This window comes from Flavobacterium nackdongense (genome assembly GCF_004355225.1).
Taxonomy (GTDB): domain Bacteria; phylum Bacteroidota; class Bacteroidia; order Flavobacteriales; family Flavobacteriaceae; genus Flavobacterium; species Flavobacterium nackdongense.
In genome coordinates this window covers 3,359,222-3,376,285 of the sequence record NZ_CP037933.1, presented here as the reverse complement: position 1 = coordinate 3,376,285, position 17,064 = coordinate 3,359,222, and the positions used below count along the sequence as shown (strand labels likewise).

Sequence of the window (17,064 nt, the reverse complement as noted above, 5' to 3'; positions counted from 1 at the left end):
AATCAATTATCTATTGTGCAAACATAATTTAATATTAACAATAAATTTAAACCAAAACAACATATTTTAACAAAAAAAAACAATTACTGCTGCCAAAATTAAAAAAAAACGCAAAACAGCGCTTATTCATAGGCGTTTTATACCATAACTAAATCTAAAAACAATAGATTTTCACCCTAACTTGGGTTACCAAAAACAAAAAAACTATCTTTGCCAAATGGAAAAAGAACATTTAATATTCGGAATAAGGGCTATTATTGAAGCTATTCAATCCGGCAAGGAAGTCGATAAAGTATTTATACAAAAAGAAATATCCGGCGAATTGATGAAAGACCTAATGAAAGTGATGAAACGCGCCAACGTGAATTTCTCTTATGTGCCAGTCGAAAAACTGAATCGTTTAACTCCTAATAATCATCAAGGTGCCGTAGCTTCGATATCTCCGATTGGTTTTATTGACTTGGAACATTTAGTTGATGCTACTGTAGCGTCCGGAAAAGTGCCCTTATTTTTGATTTTAGATCAAATATCAGATGCTCGAAATTTTGGTGCCATTATCAGAACTGCTGAATGTACCGGTGTTAATGGAATAATTGTTCAAAAAGCAGGCTCAGCTCCCGTAAATGGAGATACTGTAAAAACCTCTGCGGGAGCAGTTTTTAATGTACCTATTTGCAAAGTAGAACATATCAAAGATGCCATTTTCTACCTTCAAGGGTCAGGCATAAAAACAGTAGCTGCCACTGAAAAAACAGACCAAAATATATATGACATTACGCTAAACGAACCTGTTGCGATCATTATGGGTTCTGAAGATCGCGGCATCAATCCTTCGGTCCTTAAAATTGTGGACGAAAAAGCAAAATTGCCAATGTTTGGAACTATAGGCTCGCTAAATGTATCTGTAGCTTGTGGTGCGTTCTTATACGAAGCCGTTAGACAAAGAACTTAGATTTTAGACCGCAGATTGCAGATTTTTAGAAATTTGATTGCAGAAATTTGGTTGCAAATTCAAAAAAAAAAAAAAATGAATTAAAGCTCAGGTTTTGATTCATTTTTTTTTGAGACTCATAAATGCCCAAGCGATAAGTATAAAAACAGTCTATTCTTTAAAAATATTTTTTACGCTAAATTTTAAACTTGGAAATGTGGGACTCTCCAATTTACCACTTTCAACAATTGGTTTCAAACCAATAAATTTATTTTCTTTGAGCACGTAAATCAGAATAGTTTTTTCAGATTGGTTTACAATCCAATATTCTTTCACTCCATTCTCTTCGTACAAATCAAACTTTATGGTCATTTCTCGATTTGAATTTCCTGGAGAAAGGATTTCAATAATCAAATCTGGAGCACCTACACACCCTTTTTCGTCTAGTTTATTTGTATCACAAACAACACATAAATCAGGTTGCACAACCGAAGTTATTTGATTATCATCTGTACTGTCTTTAAAATTTATCAACCGCACATCAAAAGGCGCTGAATACATTTTACATGATGTTTTATGGAATACTTTGTCTAATTGACGTGCCAAAACCCACGAAATTTCTTGATGCGATCTGCTTGGCGCCGGACTCATTTTAAAAATTTTTCCTTTAATTAATTCAACTCTATCCTTAAATTGCCATAACAAATAATCGGCGTAAGTATAACTCCCTTTTAAATCGAGTTGTTTGATATTCGTGATAATTGGCACCATTATTTAAATTTTTATACTACAAAACTACAAAATAATTCAATTCGATTCTTCGCAATCATTATTCCCATTTTCTTCTACAATTTCAAGATTTACAAAATTGCCGTCCTCATCAAAACGCTGCATAAACTTATCTTGCATTGGATCATAATCAGGATGTTCCCAATCGTACTTGATGATCTTCTTGTATTCAGGAGTTTTATAAATCAAAGAAAGAACGAAACCAGCTATCAATCCTGCCAAATGTCCTTCCCAAGAAATTTGCTCATCACCCATAGACTCAGGATGTGGGAAAACATACCAAACCAAACCACCATAAACCAGAACAACTGCTAATGATAAAGCCACTAATCGATAATATTTGGTTTGAATTCCTTTAAAAAAGATAAAACTAACCAATACATAAATCAAACTGCTGGCGCCAATATGGAAATTGGCCCTTCCGATTATCCAAGTAATCATACCGGAAAATAGTATTCCGTAAGCGATAACAGCAATAGTTTGCCTTGAATAAAAATACTGCAAAGCAGCCAACAAAATCAATAACGGAATGGAATTATTGTACAAATGCTCAAAATCGGAGTGAATGAATGGACTGAAAATAACACCTTGCAAACCTGAAATTGTTCTTGGATATATGCCGTTTTCGAAAAAATCGAAATCAAATTTGATCTGTAACCAATACACAAACCACAAAAACCACACAAAAAAAAGTGGAAGTCCAATAACTGAATTTGTATATTTGAAATGGTTGTCGTTCATAGGAAACGTTTGTGGTTCTGTGTTTATTGTTTATGGTTTTGTTCGCTGAATCTACTCAAAAATGTATCCAAAAGCAATTTAGTGCTATTTTGTCAGATTTTAATAAGAGAATAGAAAATGGAGCAAAGAAAAATGCACTGAATAACTTTGTAATAATATCTAAAGATTTCTAATTGCAAAATCATAAATTTGAATGTTCAAAATTCGATTAAACATTTAACCGATTAAACGAATAACCACAAATGGAAGCACCACTCGCAGAACGAATTCGCCCGCAGAAATTAGAAGAGTATATCAGTCAATTGCATTTGGTTGGACCAAACGGCTCGTTGACCCAGCAAATTGCGAAAGGAATCATTCCATCCTTGATTTTTTGGGGACCTCCCGGAACGGGGAAAACGACTTTAGCACAAATCATTGCCCAAGAATCGAAGAGACCTTTCTATATTTTGAGCGCCATCAATTCGGGAGTGAAGGATATTCGCGAGGTGATTGAAAAGGCCAAGCAAAGTGGTGGGCTTTTCACCGCAAAAAATCCCATCTTATTTATTGACGAAATTCATCGATTTAGCAAATCGCAACAGGATTCGTTATTGGCGGCTGTCGAAAAAGGCTGGATAACCCTAATTGGAGCCACAACCGAAAACCCAAGTTTCGAGGTAATTCCAGCTTTATTGTCGCGTTGTCAAGTGTATGTTTTGAATGCGTTTACCAAAGATGATTTGGAGACATTATTACATCGTGCCGTGAAAACAGACTCGTTTTTGGCAACCAAAAACATAAAATTAACGGAAACAGAAGCTCTATTGCGACTTTCTGGTGGCGATGGACGCAAACTATTGAATATTTTCGAATTGGTCGTAAACGCATCTGGTGAAGACGAAATTTCGATTACGAACGACCGAGTTTTTGAATTGGTGCAACAAAATACAGTGCTGTATGACAAAACTGGCGAACAACATTATGATATTGTTTCTGCTTTCATCAAATCAATTCGTGGGAGTGATCCCAACGGAGCCGTATATTGGCTCGCCAGAATGATCGAAGGAGGCGAAGATGTAAAATTCATTGCCAGACGAATGTTGATTTTATCCAGCGAAGATATTGGAAATGCTAACCCAACCGCTTTTATTATGGCCAATAACACATTCCAAGCCGTTACCACTATTGGTTATCCTGAAAGCAGAATAATATTGAGCCAATGTGCTATTTACTTGGCAACCTCGCCCAAAAGCAATGCTTCTTATTTGGCTATTGGAACTGCCCAACAATTGGTCAAACAAACGGGCGATTTGCCTGTGCCAATCCATTTGCGAAATGCTCCAACCAAGTTGATGAAAGAATTAGGTTATGGCGAAGAGTATAAATATGCACACGATTATGCCAATAATTTTGCCGAACAAGAATTTCTACCTGATGCAATTTCCGAAACACAATTGTACAATCCCGGAAACAATTCTAGAGAAAATTCGACTAGGGAATTTCTAAAAAATCGCTGGAAAGATAAATATGGATATTAGTGGAAAGTTAGAAGTTAAAAGGCGGCAGGTAGCAGATAGCAGATAGCAGATAGCAGATAGCAAAAAAACGAAAACGTCCATATAATCGGGCTGTTTACGTTTTTTTTTACAACGGCTGTTTAAAATTCTTATTCTGAAATCTGAAATCTGAAATCTGAAATCTGAAATCAGAACTAAAACTTAACGTCTATTTTTTCAGAAATCAATTGGTCATTTTGATAATATTCAAAAAACCACTGATTCTCTTTCGAAACCAAGGCACCTTGTACGTCTCCTTTTTTCGCCATATAACTATTGGCATTCGAGGTTTTATACACTTTCATCACTACTTTTGGCTCACTGTCGATGAGTTGATAACCGTAAGATGTAGGTTGGGCATAAAGCAAACCGCTTGATTGTTTTTCAACAGTTTTCGATTCCTTTGCGGTCACTGGAACAGCAGCTACAACAGGAACAGCGACTGCCGCTGCGGCTGGAGTCATCGTCACTACTGGAACGGCCGAAGTTGGAGCAGGAATTACAGGCGCAGCCATTACAGGAATTGTTTGCGCAGTCATCCCAGCTTTTGGACTAAAATCTGTATTCCCATTGTACGCATAATTCAAAGAATAAACACTGGCAAATGCTAAATTTAAAGCATCAACATAAGCCGCTTCAAACTCTTTTTCTCTGCTTTTTCCTATCGCTGATTTATAGATTTCGGTTCCATAACAATCTTTTAAGGTAATAAAAACTTTAGTCACTAAAAACGCATTGTCCTTTTGAACATCAAGATACAAAAGACTGCATCGATCTGTAATATCGCCTGGGATTGTTTCTGTGGCATAAAAAGCCTTAAATCCTGCTTTTTGCAAATTCATTTTTGTAATTGTTTGCAATCGGTATTGGTTATCGGTCTTTTGCAAATCATATTTCAGTGGAATAATCACCGCTTTATAATCATTAACCGATTGCGCAAAACTATAACTTACAACAAAAAGCAAAAGAATCAATATATTTTTTTTCATAATTAAAGGTGTTTTTTAAGTTCTAATAAATGGTTTACTTGTTTGATATTTATCGCAACTGGGACTTTATTTTCATTAAAAAAAACAGCATCTAAACCCGCATCTAAAGCTCCCTGAACATCGGCCTCAATGCAATCGCCAATCATAATACTATTTTCTTTTTTGGCCTCTGCCAAATTCAAAGCATATTCAAAAATCTTTTGATTGGGTTTCTTAACCCCTGCCATTTCTGAATTGGTAATGGTTTTAAAATAATGCGAAATATACGAATTATCTAATTTGTTTCCTTGAATTTCTGCAAATCCGTTGGTGATGATATGCAAATTGTATTTTGTTTTCAAATAATCCAAAATTTCAATAGTTCCATCAAACAAATGATTGAATTTTGGCAAATAATGGATGTACTCTGCAGACAATACTTCAATCATCTCGTCTGAAATAGGAAAGTTGATCAAATCAAACGCGTCTTTCAACCTGCCATATCGAAGTTGTTTTTGTGTAATTTCATCTTTTCGATATCTTTCCCAATATTCCCGGTTTATCGGCACGTAAAATTTCAGGAATTCGGTCACATTCACCTCCAAATCCTGCATTTTGAAAACCGTTTCAAAAGCCAATGCTGAATTCTTCTCGAAATCCCAAAGGGTGTGATCTAAATCAAAAAAGACATCGGTGATAGTTCTGTTCATTGTGTTCATTTCTTATAATATACTCTCATCTGCAAAACTAAAATAGCCATTCTCGGTAACAATAACGTGATCCAAAACCTGAATATCCAAGTTTTGTCCAGCCGATTTCAACTTTCGGGTAATTTGTTTATCGGCATCGCTGGCAATCAAAGTTCCCGAGGGATGATTGTGACATAAAATCAATGCCGTTGCGCCCAACTCGAGAGCCGTTTTAAAAACCAAACGCACATCGACCAGCGTTCCCGTGATTCCACCCTTGCCTTGTTGCGATTTCGAAAGCACTTTGTTTGAATTATTCAAATACAAAACCCAAAATTCTTCGTGTGGCAATTCGCCAATGATGGGTTGCATCAATTCGAAAATCATTTTGCTGGACGTTATTCTCTTCAATTCGACCGCCTCTTCTGCCCTTCTGCGTCTTCCCAATTCCATTGCGGCTACAATCGAAATGGCTTTGGCCTCACCTATTCCCTTGAAGTTCATCAATTGCTGAAGGGTCAACTTTCCCAGAGCGTTCAAATTGTTATCCACACTAGCCAAAATCCTTTTACTCAACCCCACCGCCGATTCGTTCCGGCTTCCGGAACCTATCAAAATGGCAATCAATTCGGCATCGCTCAAAGCACTTTTGCCTTTCAGCATCAGTTTTTCGCGTGGTTTGTCGTCTTCAGACCAATTCGTTATGGGAAAATTAGTTTGTTCCATTTTTAAGTTTGCAGTTTGCAGTTTGCAGTTTACAGATTTCAGGCAATTGTTAAACTGCCGTCTGAAATCTGCTACCTGATTACTAAATCTTTCACCTCATCAAAATTCAATCCTCCGTAATTTCCGGAACTCATCAACAACAAAGCGGAATTTTCAAGATTTCGATTGAATAAAAAGGTTTTAAATTCAGCTGGATTGGTATAAATAATCAAATCTTCTCTATTAAAAGCTTTGGCGATTTGCTCATAAGTCACTTCTTCGAGTTGTTTGATTTTTACTGCATCTGGCGAATAGAAAACCACGGCAACATCGGCATATTCTAATGCGCCTTCGTACTCTTTCAGGAATTCGGCATTCAGACTGCTGTAGGTGTGCAATTCCAAACAAGCTACTAAAGTACGATTTGGATATTGTTCTTTTACGGCTTTTGTAGTAGCGGCTACTTTGCTTGGCGAATGCGCGAAATCTTTGTAAGCCACTTTCCCTTTCCCTTCTGCAATTTTTTCCAAGCGTTTAGAAGCACCTTTGAAACTTGCAATCGCCTCATAAAAATCGGCTTCATCAACACCCATATTTTGGCAAATCCATTTGGCCCCTGCCAAGTTATTCAAGTTATGTGCTCCAAAAACCTCGATTGGCATTGCTCCTTCTGGCGTTTCCAAAAGTGTAATTCCGTCCTTTACTTCGTATTTTGGTGTTGTGTAAGGAATTTTACGAATTGGATTTAAAGCCGCTTCGGCAACACGTTTTACTTCTGGATCTTCTTCATTGTAAACCAAAATTCCGCCATTGGTAATTTTTGCAATGAAAGTTTCAAACTGTTCCACATAGAAATCATAAGTTGGAAATACATTAATATGATCCCAAGCGATTCCAGAAATCAGAGCAATATTCGGTTGATACAAATGGAATTTAGGTCTGCGGTCTATTGGCGAAGACAAATATTCGTCGCCTTCGAGAACGATAAAATCATTGGCTGAAGTAAGATGAACCATCGTGTCAAAACCCTCCAATTGTGCGCCCACCATATAATCCACCTCAATATTATGATAATGCATTACGTGCAAAATCATCGAAGTAATGGTTGTTTTTCCGTGTGAACCCCCAATAACCACTCGGGTTTTATTTTTGGATTGTTCATATAAAAACTCTGGATACGAATAAATTTTCAGTCCCAATTCTTGCGCTTTCAATAATTCTGGATTGTCGGCTTTGGCGTGCATTCCGAGAATTACGGCTTCGATAGCTGAAGTTATTTTTTCAGGAAACCAACCCAATTCTGCTGGCAAAATTCCCTTGTTAGCCAAACGCGTTTTCGAAGGTTCGAAAATGGCATCGTCACTTCCCGTAACTTGATATCCTTTGTTGTGTAATGCTAGCGCCAAATTGTGCATCGCGCTGCCACCGATGGCGATAAAATGAGTTCTCATACTAAATTCTAAATTTTAAATTGCTTCGCCAGTTCGCTGACGCTCGTGTTCAAATTCCTGTTCTTGGAATTTTAAAATTGTTTGTTTTTATCGAAATGCTGTTTCAATTCCTGAGCCTTTACAGGATCATTTAATTTATTCAAATATAGCCTATATAATGCTTGAAACGTGATTTTAGATTTTCCAATAGTATTGGCTTTTATGTAATTTTTTTCAGCAGCAGTATATCTTTTAAAATGTTCGTCGATTTGACCTTTGGACAAATAACCATCAACGGGGGACAATTTAAGCAATTCGTTCGAATATTTAATCGCTTTTGTTTCGCTTCCGCCCACAATTCCGGGCAATTGAATGTATAATATCACCAACGCCCAACGTGCTTCAATATGTTTTGGGTTCAACGAAATTGCTTTTTCGAAAGATTCTTTCACTTCGCCAATCATTCCGAGCGCCTTGAATTTATTGGATTCTTTGGCTTTCATCCCTAGAGCGCCGCCATATTTGAAATAATAATTGGCTTCGGACGGCCTTAATTGCTTCAGTTTTTTATAATAAACTATGGCTTTGTCCCAAGATTTTTGATGTCCCTCAAGGTCTCCCAAATATTCTATCGTTTTTAAATGGGAAGGATATTCTTTTAAATAGCTTTCGAAAACGGGTCTTGCCTGCTCGTATTTTCCGTCTTTGAATAATTTTTCAGCCTTGCTATAATCTGATTGGGACCAAAGCATCAGAGGGAATACTAAAAGGAACGATAAAATATTTTTCATTCTTCAAAAATAATAAAATTTATAAAAGAAAAGTGGCGTTTTTTCAAGGCATTCGCTTTTAAAAGTTTTTAGCCACGAATTGCCCTAATTTGCACTAATTCTAAAAGAATGAAAAAAAATAACACTAATTTCCTTTCTGTTTTTTACTAAATTTATGTAACTTATGTACGATAAAATTAGTGTTTATTCGTGAAATTTGTGTCTTCGTTTTTTGTTTTTTAAAAGCGAATGCCCTCGCGGATTTTTCACTATAAATCAACCAAATAATAACACTAAGGACACAATCACCTAACATTGCTCTTGTACTTTCGTAAAAACTCTTTATGAAGCAAAAAAGAAAAATATCCTTGGTGGTATTAAGCGATGTCCACCTTGGAACTTACGGCTGCCACGCCAAAGAATTACTTCAATATTTAAAATCAATTAATCCGCAAACCTTAGTTCTCAACGGCGATATCATCGATATGTGGAGCTTTAGCAAACGTTATTTCCCGGTTGCCCACATGGAAGTCTTACGCTACATCATAAAAATGTCGAATCAGGGAACTCGTGTGATTTACATTACTGGAAATCACGATGAAGCCTTGCGGAAATACTCCGATTTTATTTTAGGAAACTTAGAATTAGTCGACAAACTAATCTTGGACTTAGACGGCAAGAAAACTTGGATTTTTCACGGCGATGTATTCGATTCTTCTACCAAAGGATACGCCAAATTCTTGGCAAAATTGGGTGGGAAAGGTTATGATTTATTGATTTTGATTAATAGTATTGTCAACTGGATTCTAGTTTCATTGGGAAGAGAAAAGAGAAGTTTTTCAAAAACCATAAAAAATAGTGTCAAGAAAGCGGTTGCCTTTGTCTCTAATTTTGAAACTACTGCTGCCGAAATCGCCATCGAAAAAAAATACAGCTACGTGGTTTGTGGCCACATTCATATGCCGCAAAAAAAAATGGTTAAAACCAATCTGGGAAAAGTAATGTACTTGAACAGTGGCGATTGGGTAGAAAACCTCACAGCATTAGAATACAAAAAAGAAAAATGGAAGATCTATTATTATAAAAAATCAGATTTTTCGAGTGAGGAAAACAGGGAGGATAAAATCGTCAATGATATTGTTGCCAAAATACTTCAGGATTAAACTAAATGTTTACTGCAATTGCTATTAAAAATCAAAATCAATGAAAATATTTTACGCTATACAAGCCACAGGAAACGGACACATAAGCCGAGCGACTCAATTGTATCCTTATTTACAGAAATTTGGCGAAGTAGATTTCTTTTTGAGTGGTAACAACGCCAGTTTGAATTTTGACATTCCCGTAAAATTCAGAAGTGCGGGATGCAGCCTGCATTACAGCAAGTGTGGTGGTTTGAATTACTGGGATATTGCCAAAAATATTCAACCGCTTCAAATGTATAAAGATGCGAAATCCTTACCCTTAAAAAACTATGATGTTGTAATTAATGATTTTGATTCTATCACTTCATTGGCTTGCAAAATGCAAAAAGTACATTCGGTACAATTTGGTCATCAAGCCAGTTTTATTTCGGAAAACACACCAAGACCTGAAAAAAGAAGTGTTATGGGCGAAATGATTCTCAAACATTATGCGCCTTCTCCCAAACATATCGGATTGCATTTTGAAAACTACGATTCTTTTATTCGTCCTCCTATTATCAAAGATGAAATCGTAGAAGCGGCCCCTAAAGATTTAAAACATATCACGGTTTATTTGCCCTCTTTCCAAAAAGATTGTTTGGAAAAAGCGTTTCATTCTCTGCCAGACGTGCAATTTCATTGGTTTTTGAACGATGTTCAAACCAAACATAGGGTCGGAAACATTACTTATTTTCCGGTCAACCAAAAGCTTTTTAACGAAAGTTTGATTTATTGTCACGGCATCATAACCGGCGGCGGATTTGAAACTCCTGCAGAAGCATTATACCTTCGAAAAAAAGTATTAAGCATCCCTATTCGAGATCATTACGAGCAAGAGTGCAATGCCGCAGCCTTAAAAAAATTGGGAGTGCCTGTGGTTTATGAAGTAGGCGACAACTTTGATGAAATTATAAAAAATTGGCTTAACTCCATCGTAATTTATCCAAAAATGAAAGCCAATACTATTCCTGAGACTTTGCAATATTTATTTGATACCTATAACAAATAAAACAAAAAAGCGCTCTATTGCTAGAACGCCTCTGTAGTATAAAACAGCTATTTTTTAGTCATTCAACATTTTCCATAATTTGTCTTTCAACTCTTGCAAACCTTGTTGGGCAACAGAAGAAATAAATAGATATGGAATGCCTTTGAATTCTTTGTCCAATTGAATTTTCAATTCGGCTTTGAGTTCATCGTCTAGCATATCGCATTTAGAAATGACCAAAAGTCGTTCTTTATCCAACATTTCTGGATTGTATTTTGTCAATTCGTTGACTAAAATATCGTATTCCCCTTTGATGTTTGGCGTATCTACAGGAACTAAAAACAATAAAGTTGAATTTCTTTCGATATGTCTCAAGAAATAATGACCCAATCCTTTTCCTTCGGCTGCACCTTCAATAATTCCGGGAATATCGGCAATTACAAACGATTGAAAATCTCTGTAAGCCACGATTCCAAGATTTGGCTTTAAAGTTGTAAACGGATAATCGGCAATTTTGGGTTTTGCTGATGTTAAAACCGAAAGCAAAGTTGATTTTCCAGCATTAGGAAAACCTACTAAACCCACGTCGGCTAGAACTTTAAGCTCTAAAATTACATCCATTTCTAAACCGGGCAAGCCGGGTTGTGCATATCTTGGTGTTTGATTCGTTGAGGATCTAAAGTGCCAGTTTCCTAAACCACCTTTTCCACCCCGACAAAGAATTTGTTGTTCTCCATCTTCGGTAATTTCGAATAAGGTTTCACCAGTTTCTTTGTCTTTCACAACAGTTCCTAGTGGTACCTCAATGTATTTATCTTCCCCATCGGCGCCAGTACTTCTATCGCCTCCTCCATCGCCACCGTGACCCGCTTTGATATGACGAGCAAATTTCAAGTGAAACAAAGTCCAAAGTCCTTTGTTCCCGACCAAAACTACGTGTCCCCCACGACCACCATCACCACCATCTGGCCCACCGTATTGAATGAATTTTTCTCTATGCAAATGCGTAGAGCCCTTCCCTCCTTTTCCGGAAGAAACAAATATTTTTACGTAATCTACAAAATTTCCTTCTGTCATTTTTTTAGTTTAAAAGTTCAAAGTTTAAGGTTTAAGGTTAGTCGTACCGCAACCAACCTTAAACTTTAAACTCTAAACCAAATTTTAACCTTTCAAGGCTTTCACCAACACTTTATCAATCTTCACGCCATCCATATCAAGGACTTCTAACTGAAATCTTTGCCAAGTGAGGAGCTCACCTTCCTTAGGTATATGCGACAACTCAGTCATTATCAACCCGCTTACGGTCGTTACTTCATAATCATTGATTAATTCGTCTAATTCGAAATAGGTCAAGAAATCATGCAACGAATAATGTCCATCGACCAACCAGGTTCCGTCTTCTCTTTCGATCAATTTAAAATCATCTTTATAAAAATCGGAAGCATCGCCTACCAAGGCCTCTAAAATATCGTTCAAGGTGATAATCCCCTGAAAAACACCATATTCATCCGAAACCAAAGCATAATGAATTCCAGTATTTTTGAACTGTTCCAAGGCTTTGTATGCCGTAGTTTGCTCCATCATAAACGGCGCATCCGTCATAATCGCAGACAAATTGAAATTCTCATTTTCAAAATGCGCAAAAATATTTTTCAAATTGACAACGCCTAAAATGTCATCGTGATTTTCTCCATAAACCGGATAAATAGAATGTAATTCTTTGAGCATAAAATCCCTAACTTGCTCTTTATTAGAATGCAAAGGCAATATCACTACTGACTTTCGGTGGGTCATCAAAGAATTAATTTTTCGATCCCCAATATGAAAAACACGCTCCACAATGTCTTGCTCGATTTCTTGAACTTCACCGACTTCCGTCCCTTCTTTGATAATCGCTTTGATTTCTTCCTCAGTTACTTTACCGTCGGCTGTGGGTTTAATTTGCAAAACATTTAACAAAAACTCGGTAGAATGTGTCAGCAACCAAATAAATGGAGCTGTAATAATCGAAACAATTTTCATAGGTAAAGCTACTGCTTTCGCAATGGCTTCGGGATGATTCAATCCAATTCTTTTGGGCAACAATTCGCCTAAAACCAAGGAGAAAAAAGTCAGAATCACCACAACTATTCCAACGCCAATTGATTCTGCAAAAGGTTTTAAGAGCTCAAAACTCCCGACAAAGGCTTGTACATCGTGGGTAATTTTTTCACCTGAATAAATACCTGTTAGAATTCCAATGAGCGTAATCCCTATTTGGACTGTCGACAAGAACTTATTGGGAGAATTGGCTAAGTCTAATGCAATTTGCGCATTTTTACTTCCTTTTTTAGCGGCGGTTTCCAAACGATTTTTTCGAGCCGAAATCAATGCTATTTCAGACATAGAAAATATTCCGTTCAGAATGATTAAAAAAAGAATTATTAGAATTTCCATATTTTGTTTACCTGCCTGCCGCAGGCTGGTTGTTTACTCTTTATAGTTTGTTGTTGAATAGAAACCACCAACGATAAACCCTAAACCCTAAACTTGTTTTTATAAATTATCAATTACTTTGCTCAAACGCTCGGTAATTTCTGCTATTGATCCTATTCCATCTACAGGATAAAATTTATTTTGCTTTTTGTAAAACTCCATCAAAGGAGCTGTTTTTTCGTTGTATTCTTGGTAACGATGTCTAATTTTATCTTCATCCTGATCGTCTGATCTTCCGCTGGTTTTTCCTCTTTCGAGGATGCGTTGCACTAGGATATCATCATCCGCCTCAAGTCCTATTGTGGCGGTAATTTCCCAACTTTTAGAATCTAAAAAAGTGTCTAATTCAATGGCTTGAGCCAATGTTCTTGGAAAACCATCGAATAAAAATCCTGCAACATCAAGGTTCTTATCTACGGTATCTTCCAACATTTTTATAGTAACTTCATCAGGAACCAAATCGCCATTATCCATGTAGGTTTTGGCTAATTTTCCTAATTCTGTTTCGTTTTTGATATTAAATCTAAAAATATCCCCCGTGGAAAGATGCATCAAATTATATTTTTCTTTTAAAAACTCTGCCTGAGTTCCTTTTCCTGATCCTGGTTTCCCGAATAAAACTATGTTAATCATTTTTTAAATCTATCTAGTAAGTTATGTTCTTTTTTTCTTTTTCTACTATTACTCTTTTAGTTGGTATACTTCGGGTAAATTTCTTCCTAATCCATCGTAGTCTAGTCCGAATCCAACGATAAATTTATTTGGGATTCTAATTCCAACATAATCAATTTTGATGTCGTTTACTAAGGCTTCAGGCTTGAAAAAAAGCGTTGCAATCTTAAAGTGCTTCACATTTTGCTTTTTGAATAATTCTTTCAAAGCCACCAAAGTGTTACCTGTATCCACAATATCTTCGATTACAACCACCGTTTTTCCGGTCAAATCTCGATCTAAGCCTATCAATTGTTTCACTTCATTGGTCGAAGTCGTCCCTTCATAAGAAGCCATTTTGATAAAACTTACTTCACACGGAGCTTTGTAATGTTTCATAAAATCGGAAACCACCATAAAAGCGCCGTTCAAAACACCAATAAAAATAGGCGTTTCATCTGCAAAATCATCTTCAACCAAAGCGGCTATTTTTGCAATAGCAAAGTTTATTTCTTGAGCTGAAATAAACGGAACAAATTGTTTATCGTGTAGTTGTATCACTTTTTTCAATTTAAAAATAATTTGCAAAGATAGGGATTTCACAATTGACTATTGATAATTGATTTGTACTTTTAAATCAAATTTTAAAATGATGGAGGTTGAATTCGAAAAAAAATTAAATTCAGTAACCGGACATAGGGCAAACAGGCAACAGTTGGCCAATGAAGTGCTTGAAAATAAAGAAATTTTCCTTGTATTGACTCAATACTGTTTCCAATTTTCTAACAAAAGTGTTCCAAAAGCATTTTGGATTTTAGAACTGCTATGCTACCAAAAACTAGAATGGCTCGTTCCGCATTTGGATTTGTTTTGTTCCAAGATCAAAAATTTAACCCAGGATAGTGCTATTCGTCCTGCGGCAAAAATAGTTTTGTTGCTGACCATCTCCCATTTCAAGAAAAAAGAAATTTTACTAACCGAAAATCAGTTGCAACAAATCACCGAAACATGTTTTGATTGGCTGCTGACCGATACCAAAGTCGCTTCAAAATGCTATGCTATTCGTTCTTTATATTTAATAGGACATCATTTCGATTGGATTCATCCCGAACTAAAAATTATTTTAGAAAAAGAGTACACCTCCCATTCTGCGGCCTTCCAAGCAGTGGGCAGGGAAATTTTGAGGAAAATTAACAAACAGAAATAATAAATATCCGTACCTTTGTAAAAACTATACGTATATGAATACTAAACTCACTTTGTCTCTAGAAAAAACGGTTATTGAAGACGCAAAATCGTATGCAAAAAAAACAGGCAGAAGTTTATCTGAAATGGTTGAAAATTATTTTAAAAGCTTGGTCTCAAAATCCGCTGCGGATATTGATGAAAACGAAATTGATCAAAGTTTAAAAAAACTTGTGGGAATTATTGAATTACCGCCAGATTTTGACATTAAAAAAGCTAGAGACGAACACTATAAAGAGAAATATGGTTTATGAAAAATATTTTTATAGATATAAATATTTTAGTAGATATTTTTGCTAATAGAGAACCATTTGTGTTTAAATCACTTACAATATACAACCTAGCAATCAAAAATAAAATTCAACTTCATTGTTCTTCCAACACGATCACAACGTTACACTATATTCTGAAAAAATCAATATCAGAAGAAAAAACTAGATTAGCATTAGAACATGTTATAAAATATGTGACTGTTATTCCTGTTGATATTGCGATAATCAAAAAAAGCCTAAAATCCTCACATAAAGACTTTGAGGATGCTATTCAAATTATTTCAGCACAATCCATAAATACAATGGATTGCATCATAACCAGAGATTTAAAAGATTACAAAAATGCAGAAATCAACGTTTTCACTCCAGACGAATTTTTAAACACAATAACTAAATAACACGAGCGAAGCGACTGCATTTGACCAATAAAAAACAATAACTAAAACAAATGACACGAGCGAAGCGACTGTATTTGACCAATAAAAAACAATAACTAAAACAAATGAACTATTTCTCTTCCCATTTTAAATTAGGAATCCTCGGTGGCGGACAATTGGGCAAAATGCTGTTATTTGATACCAGAAAATTTGATATTCAGACTTATGTTTTGGACCCAAGTGACGAAGCCCCTTGCAAAATAGCTTGTAATAAATTCTTTCAAGGCAGTTTGACCGATTTCGATACTGTTTATAATTTTGGTAAGCAAGTCGATGTTTTAACCTTCGAAATTGAATTGGTCAATCTTGAAGCCTTAGAAAAATTAGAAAGTGAAGGATTAAAAGTATTTCCTTCGCCAAAAACCTTGAGACTCATACAAAACAAAGGAATTCAGAAAGAATTCTATGCCAAAAATAACATTCCAACAGCTCCTTTTGAAAAATTTTCCAATTTAGAAAATCTGCAATCTGCAATCTGTAATCTACAATCTGCAATCCAATTGCCTTTTGTATGGAAATGTACCGAATTTGGGTATGATGGTAATGGTGTAAAAATCATTAGAACAGTTGAAGATATTGATACATTGCCCAATGTGGAATGCATTGCAGAAGAAATGGTGCCTTTCAAAAATGAATTATCGGTGATTGTTTGCCGCAATCCGTCGGGCGAAATTAGAACCTATCCTGTCGTCGAAATGGAATTCCATCCCGAAGCCAACCAAGTCGAATATGTGATTTGCCCTGCCAGAATTGACGAAAAAGTAGCCGTAAAAGCCAGAGCAATTGCACTTGATGTTTCTGAAAAATTCAACCACGTGGGACTTTTGGCTGTAGAAATGTTCCAAACCCAAGACGATGAAATCTTGGTAAACGAAGTAGCCCCTAGACCACACAATTCCGGACATCATACGATCGAAGCGAGTTATACATCCCAATTTGAGAATCATTTGCGAGCCGTTTTAGATTTACCTTTAGGCAACACCGATAGCAAAGTGGCCGGCATTATGGTCAATTTAGTTGGAGCCGAAGGTTTCTCTGGAGATGTAGTTTACGAAAATATAGAAAAAATATTAGGATGGAATGGAGTTACTCCACATATTTACGGAAAGAAAGAAACAAGACCATTTCGAAAAATGGGACACGTAACTATCGTGAATGAAAATATGATTGAAGCTAGAAAAATTGCAGAGGATGTGAAGAATACGATTAGAGTGATAAGCCCCCCAACCCCCGAAGGGGGAGTTTAACTCA

Annotated in this window: 19 protein-coding genes; 8 read left to right on the top strand and 11 right to left on the bottom strand. The window is 36.1% G+C overall.

Annotated features, from left to right (window positions below; genetic code table 11):
- Positions 1-217 precede the first annotated feature (217 nt).
- Positions 218-952 carry a 23S rRNA (guanosine(2251)-2'-O)-methyltransferase RlmB gene (gene rlmB, locus E1750_RS14455; protein ID WP_133277464.1) on the top strand — a complete coding sequence of 245 codons (735 nt, stop codon included), beginning with the start codon at positions 218-220 and terminating at the stop codon, positions 950-952.
- 150 nt (positions 953-1,102) lie between these two features.
- Here rlmB and E1750_RS14450 read toward each other — a convergent pair whose 3' ends face one another.
- Complete coding sequence (locus E1750_RS14450; protein ID WP_133277463.1) at positions 1,103-1,702, bottom strand: Uma2 family endonuclease; 600 nt, start codon at positions 1,700-1,702, stop codon at positions 1,103-1,105.
- A 36-nt stretch (positions 1,703-1,738) separates the two neighbouring features.
- The gene (locus E1750_RS14445; RefSeq protein WP_133277462.1) at positions 1,739-2,461 is read right to left on the bottom strand and encodes a rhomboid family intramembrane serine protease; all 723 of its coding nucleotides are present in this window, start codon (positions 2,459-2,461) and stop codon (positions 1,739-1,741) included.
- Positions 2,462-2,703: 242 nt separating this feature from the next.
- Here E1750_RS14445 and E1750_RS14440 point away from each other — a divergent pair, with 242 nt between their 5' ends.
- Positions 2,704-3,981: a replication-associated recombination protein A gene (locus E1750_RS14440; protein WP_133277461.1), complete on the top strand. Its 1,278-nt coding sequence runs from the start codon at positions 2,704-2,706 to the stop codon at positions 3,979-3,981.
- Positions 3,982-4,154: 173 nt separating this feature from the next.
- On the opposite strand, the gene E1750_RS14435 is transcribed toward E1750_RS14440, so the two are convergent.
- From E1750_RS14435 to E1750_RS14415, 5 genes are all read right to left on the bottom strand, one after another.
- Complete coding sequence (locus E1750_RS14435; RefSeq protein ID WP_133277460.1) at positions 4,155-4,988, bottom strand: hypothetical protein; 834 nt, start codon at positions 4,986-4,988, stop codon at positions 4,155-4,157.
- Positions 4,989-4,990: 2 nt separating this feature from the next.
- Positions 4,991-5,677 carry a YjjG family noncanonical pyrimidine nucleotidase gene (locus tag E1750_RS14430; protein WP_133277459.1) on the bottom strand — a complete coding sequence of 229 codons (687 nt, stop codon included), beginning with the start codon at positions 5,675-5,677 and terminating at the stop codon, positions 4,991-4,993.
- A gap of 12 nt (positions 5,678-5,689) precedes the next feature.
- Positions 5,690-6,382 (bottom strand): RadC family protein, encoded by a 693-nt coding sequence (radC, locus tag E1750_RS14425; protein WP_133277458.1) that lies wholly within the window; start codon positions 6,380-6,382, stop codon positions 5,690-5,692.
- 71 nt (positions 6,383-6,453) lie between these two features.
- A complete protein-coding gene (locus E1750_RS14420) occupies positions 6,454-7,812 on the bottom strand; it encodes a UDP-N-acetylmuramate--L-alanine ligase (RefSeq protein ID WP_133277457.1) in 1,359 nt (452 codons plus the stop codon).
- Between the two features lie 71 nt (positions 7,813-7,883).
- Positions 7,884-8,582, bottom strand: coding sequence for a tetratricopeptide repeat protein (locus E1750_RS14415; protein ID WP_133277456.1), 699 nt, complete (start codon positions 8,580-8,582; stop codon positions 7,884-7,886).
- 323 nt (positions 8,583-8,905) lie between these two features.
- Here E1750_RS14415 and E1750_RS14410 point away from each other — a divergent pair, with 323 nt between their 5' ends.
- Together E1750_RS14410 and E1750_RS14405 are read left to right on the top strand one after the other, a co-directional pair.
- On the top strand, positions 8,906-9,724 hold the full coding sequence (locus E1750_RS14410; protein WP_133277455.1) for a UDP-2,3-diacylglucosamine diphosphatase: 819 nt from the start codon (positions 8,906-8,908) through the stop codon (positions 9,722-9,724).
- 40 nt (positions 9,725-9,764) lie between these two features.
- The gene (locus E1750_RS14405; RefSeq protein WP_133277454.1) at positions 9,765-10,754 is read left to right on the top strand and encodes a glycosyltransferase family protein; all 990 of its coding nucleotides are present in this window, start codon (positions 9,765-9,767) and stop codon (positions 10,752-10,754) included.
- A 54-nt stretch (positions 10,755-10,808) separates the two neighbouring features.
- Here the strand turns inward: E1750_RS14405 and obgE are convergent, their stop codons facing one another.
- The 4 genes from obgE to hpt all read right to left on the bottom strand — a co-directional run bounded on the left by obgE (position 10,809) and on the right by hpt (position 14,420).
- Complete coding sequence (gene obgE, locus E1750_RS14400; protein WP_133277453.1) at positions 10,809-11,810, bottom strand: GTPase ObgE; 1,002 nt, start codon at positions 11,808-11,810, stop codon at positions 10,809-10,811.
- 84 nt (positions 11,811-11,894) lie between these two features.
- A complete protein-coding gene (locus E1750_RS14395; protein ID WP_133277452.1) occupies positions 11,895-13,169 on the bottom strand; it encodes a hemolysin family protein in 1,275 nt (424 codons plus the stop codon).
- A 99-nt stretch (positions 13,170-13,268) separates the two neighbouring features.
- Entirely contained in the window at positions 13,269-13,841 is a 573-nt protein-coding gene (locus E1750_RS14390) for an adenylate kinase (RefSeq protein ID WP_133277451.1), read from the bottom strand.
- 48 nt (positions 13,842-13,889) lie between these two features.
- A complete protein-coding gene (gene hpt / locus E1750_RS14385; protein WP_133277450.1) occupies positions 13,890-14,420 on the bottom strand; it encodes a hypoxanthine phosphoribosyltransferase in 531 nt (176 codons plus the stop codon).
- Positions 14,421-14,508: 88 nt separating this feature from the next.
- On the opposite strand from hpt, the gene E1750_RS14380 reads away from it, so the two are divergent.
- The 4 genes from E1750_RS14380 to E1750_RS14365 all read left to right on the top strand — a co-directional run bounded on the left by E1750_RS14380 (position 14,509) and on the right by E1750_RS14365 (position 17,060).
- A complete protein-coding gene (locus tag E1750_RS14380) occupies positions 14,509-15,066 on the top strand; it encodes a hypothetical protein (RefSeq protein ID WP_227873903.1) in 558 nt (185 codons plus the stop codon).
- Between the two features lie 34 nt (positions 15,067-15,100).
- On the top strand, positions 15,101-15,358 hold the full coding sequence (locus E1750_RS14375) for a DUF6364 family protein (protein ID WP_133277449.1): 258 nt from the start codon (positions 15,101-15,103) through the stop codon (positions 15,356-15,358).
- Positions 15,355-15,774 carry a type II toxin-antitoxin system VapC family toxin gene (locus E1750_RS14370; protein WP_133277448.1) on the top strand — a complete coding sequence of 140 codons (420 nt, stop codon included), beginning with the start codon at positions 15,355-15,357 and terminating at the stop codon, positions 15,772-15,774. Before E1750_RS14375 ends, E1750_RS14370 begins: the two co-directional genes overlap by 4 nt.
- Before the next feature lie 104 nt (positions 15,775-15,878).
- Positions 15,879-17,060, top strand: coding sequence for a 5-(carboxyamino)imidazole ribonucleotide synthase (locus E1750_RS14365; RefSeq protein ID WP_133277447.1), 1,182 nt, complete (start codon positions 15,879-15,881; stop codon positions 17,058-17,060).
- Positions 17,061-17,064: the final 4 nt, after the last annotated feature.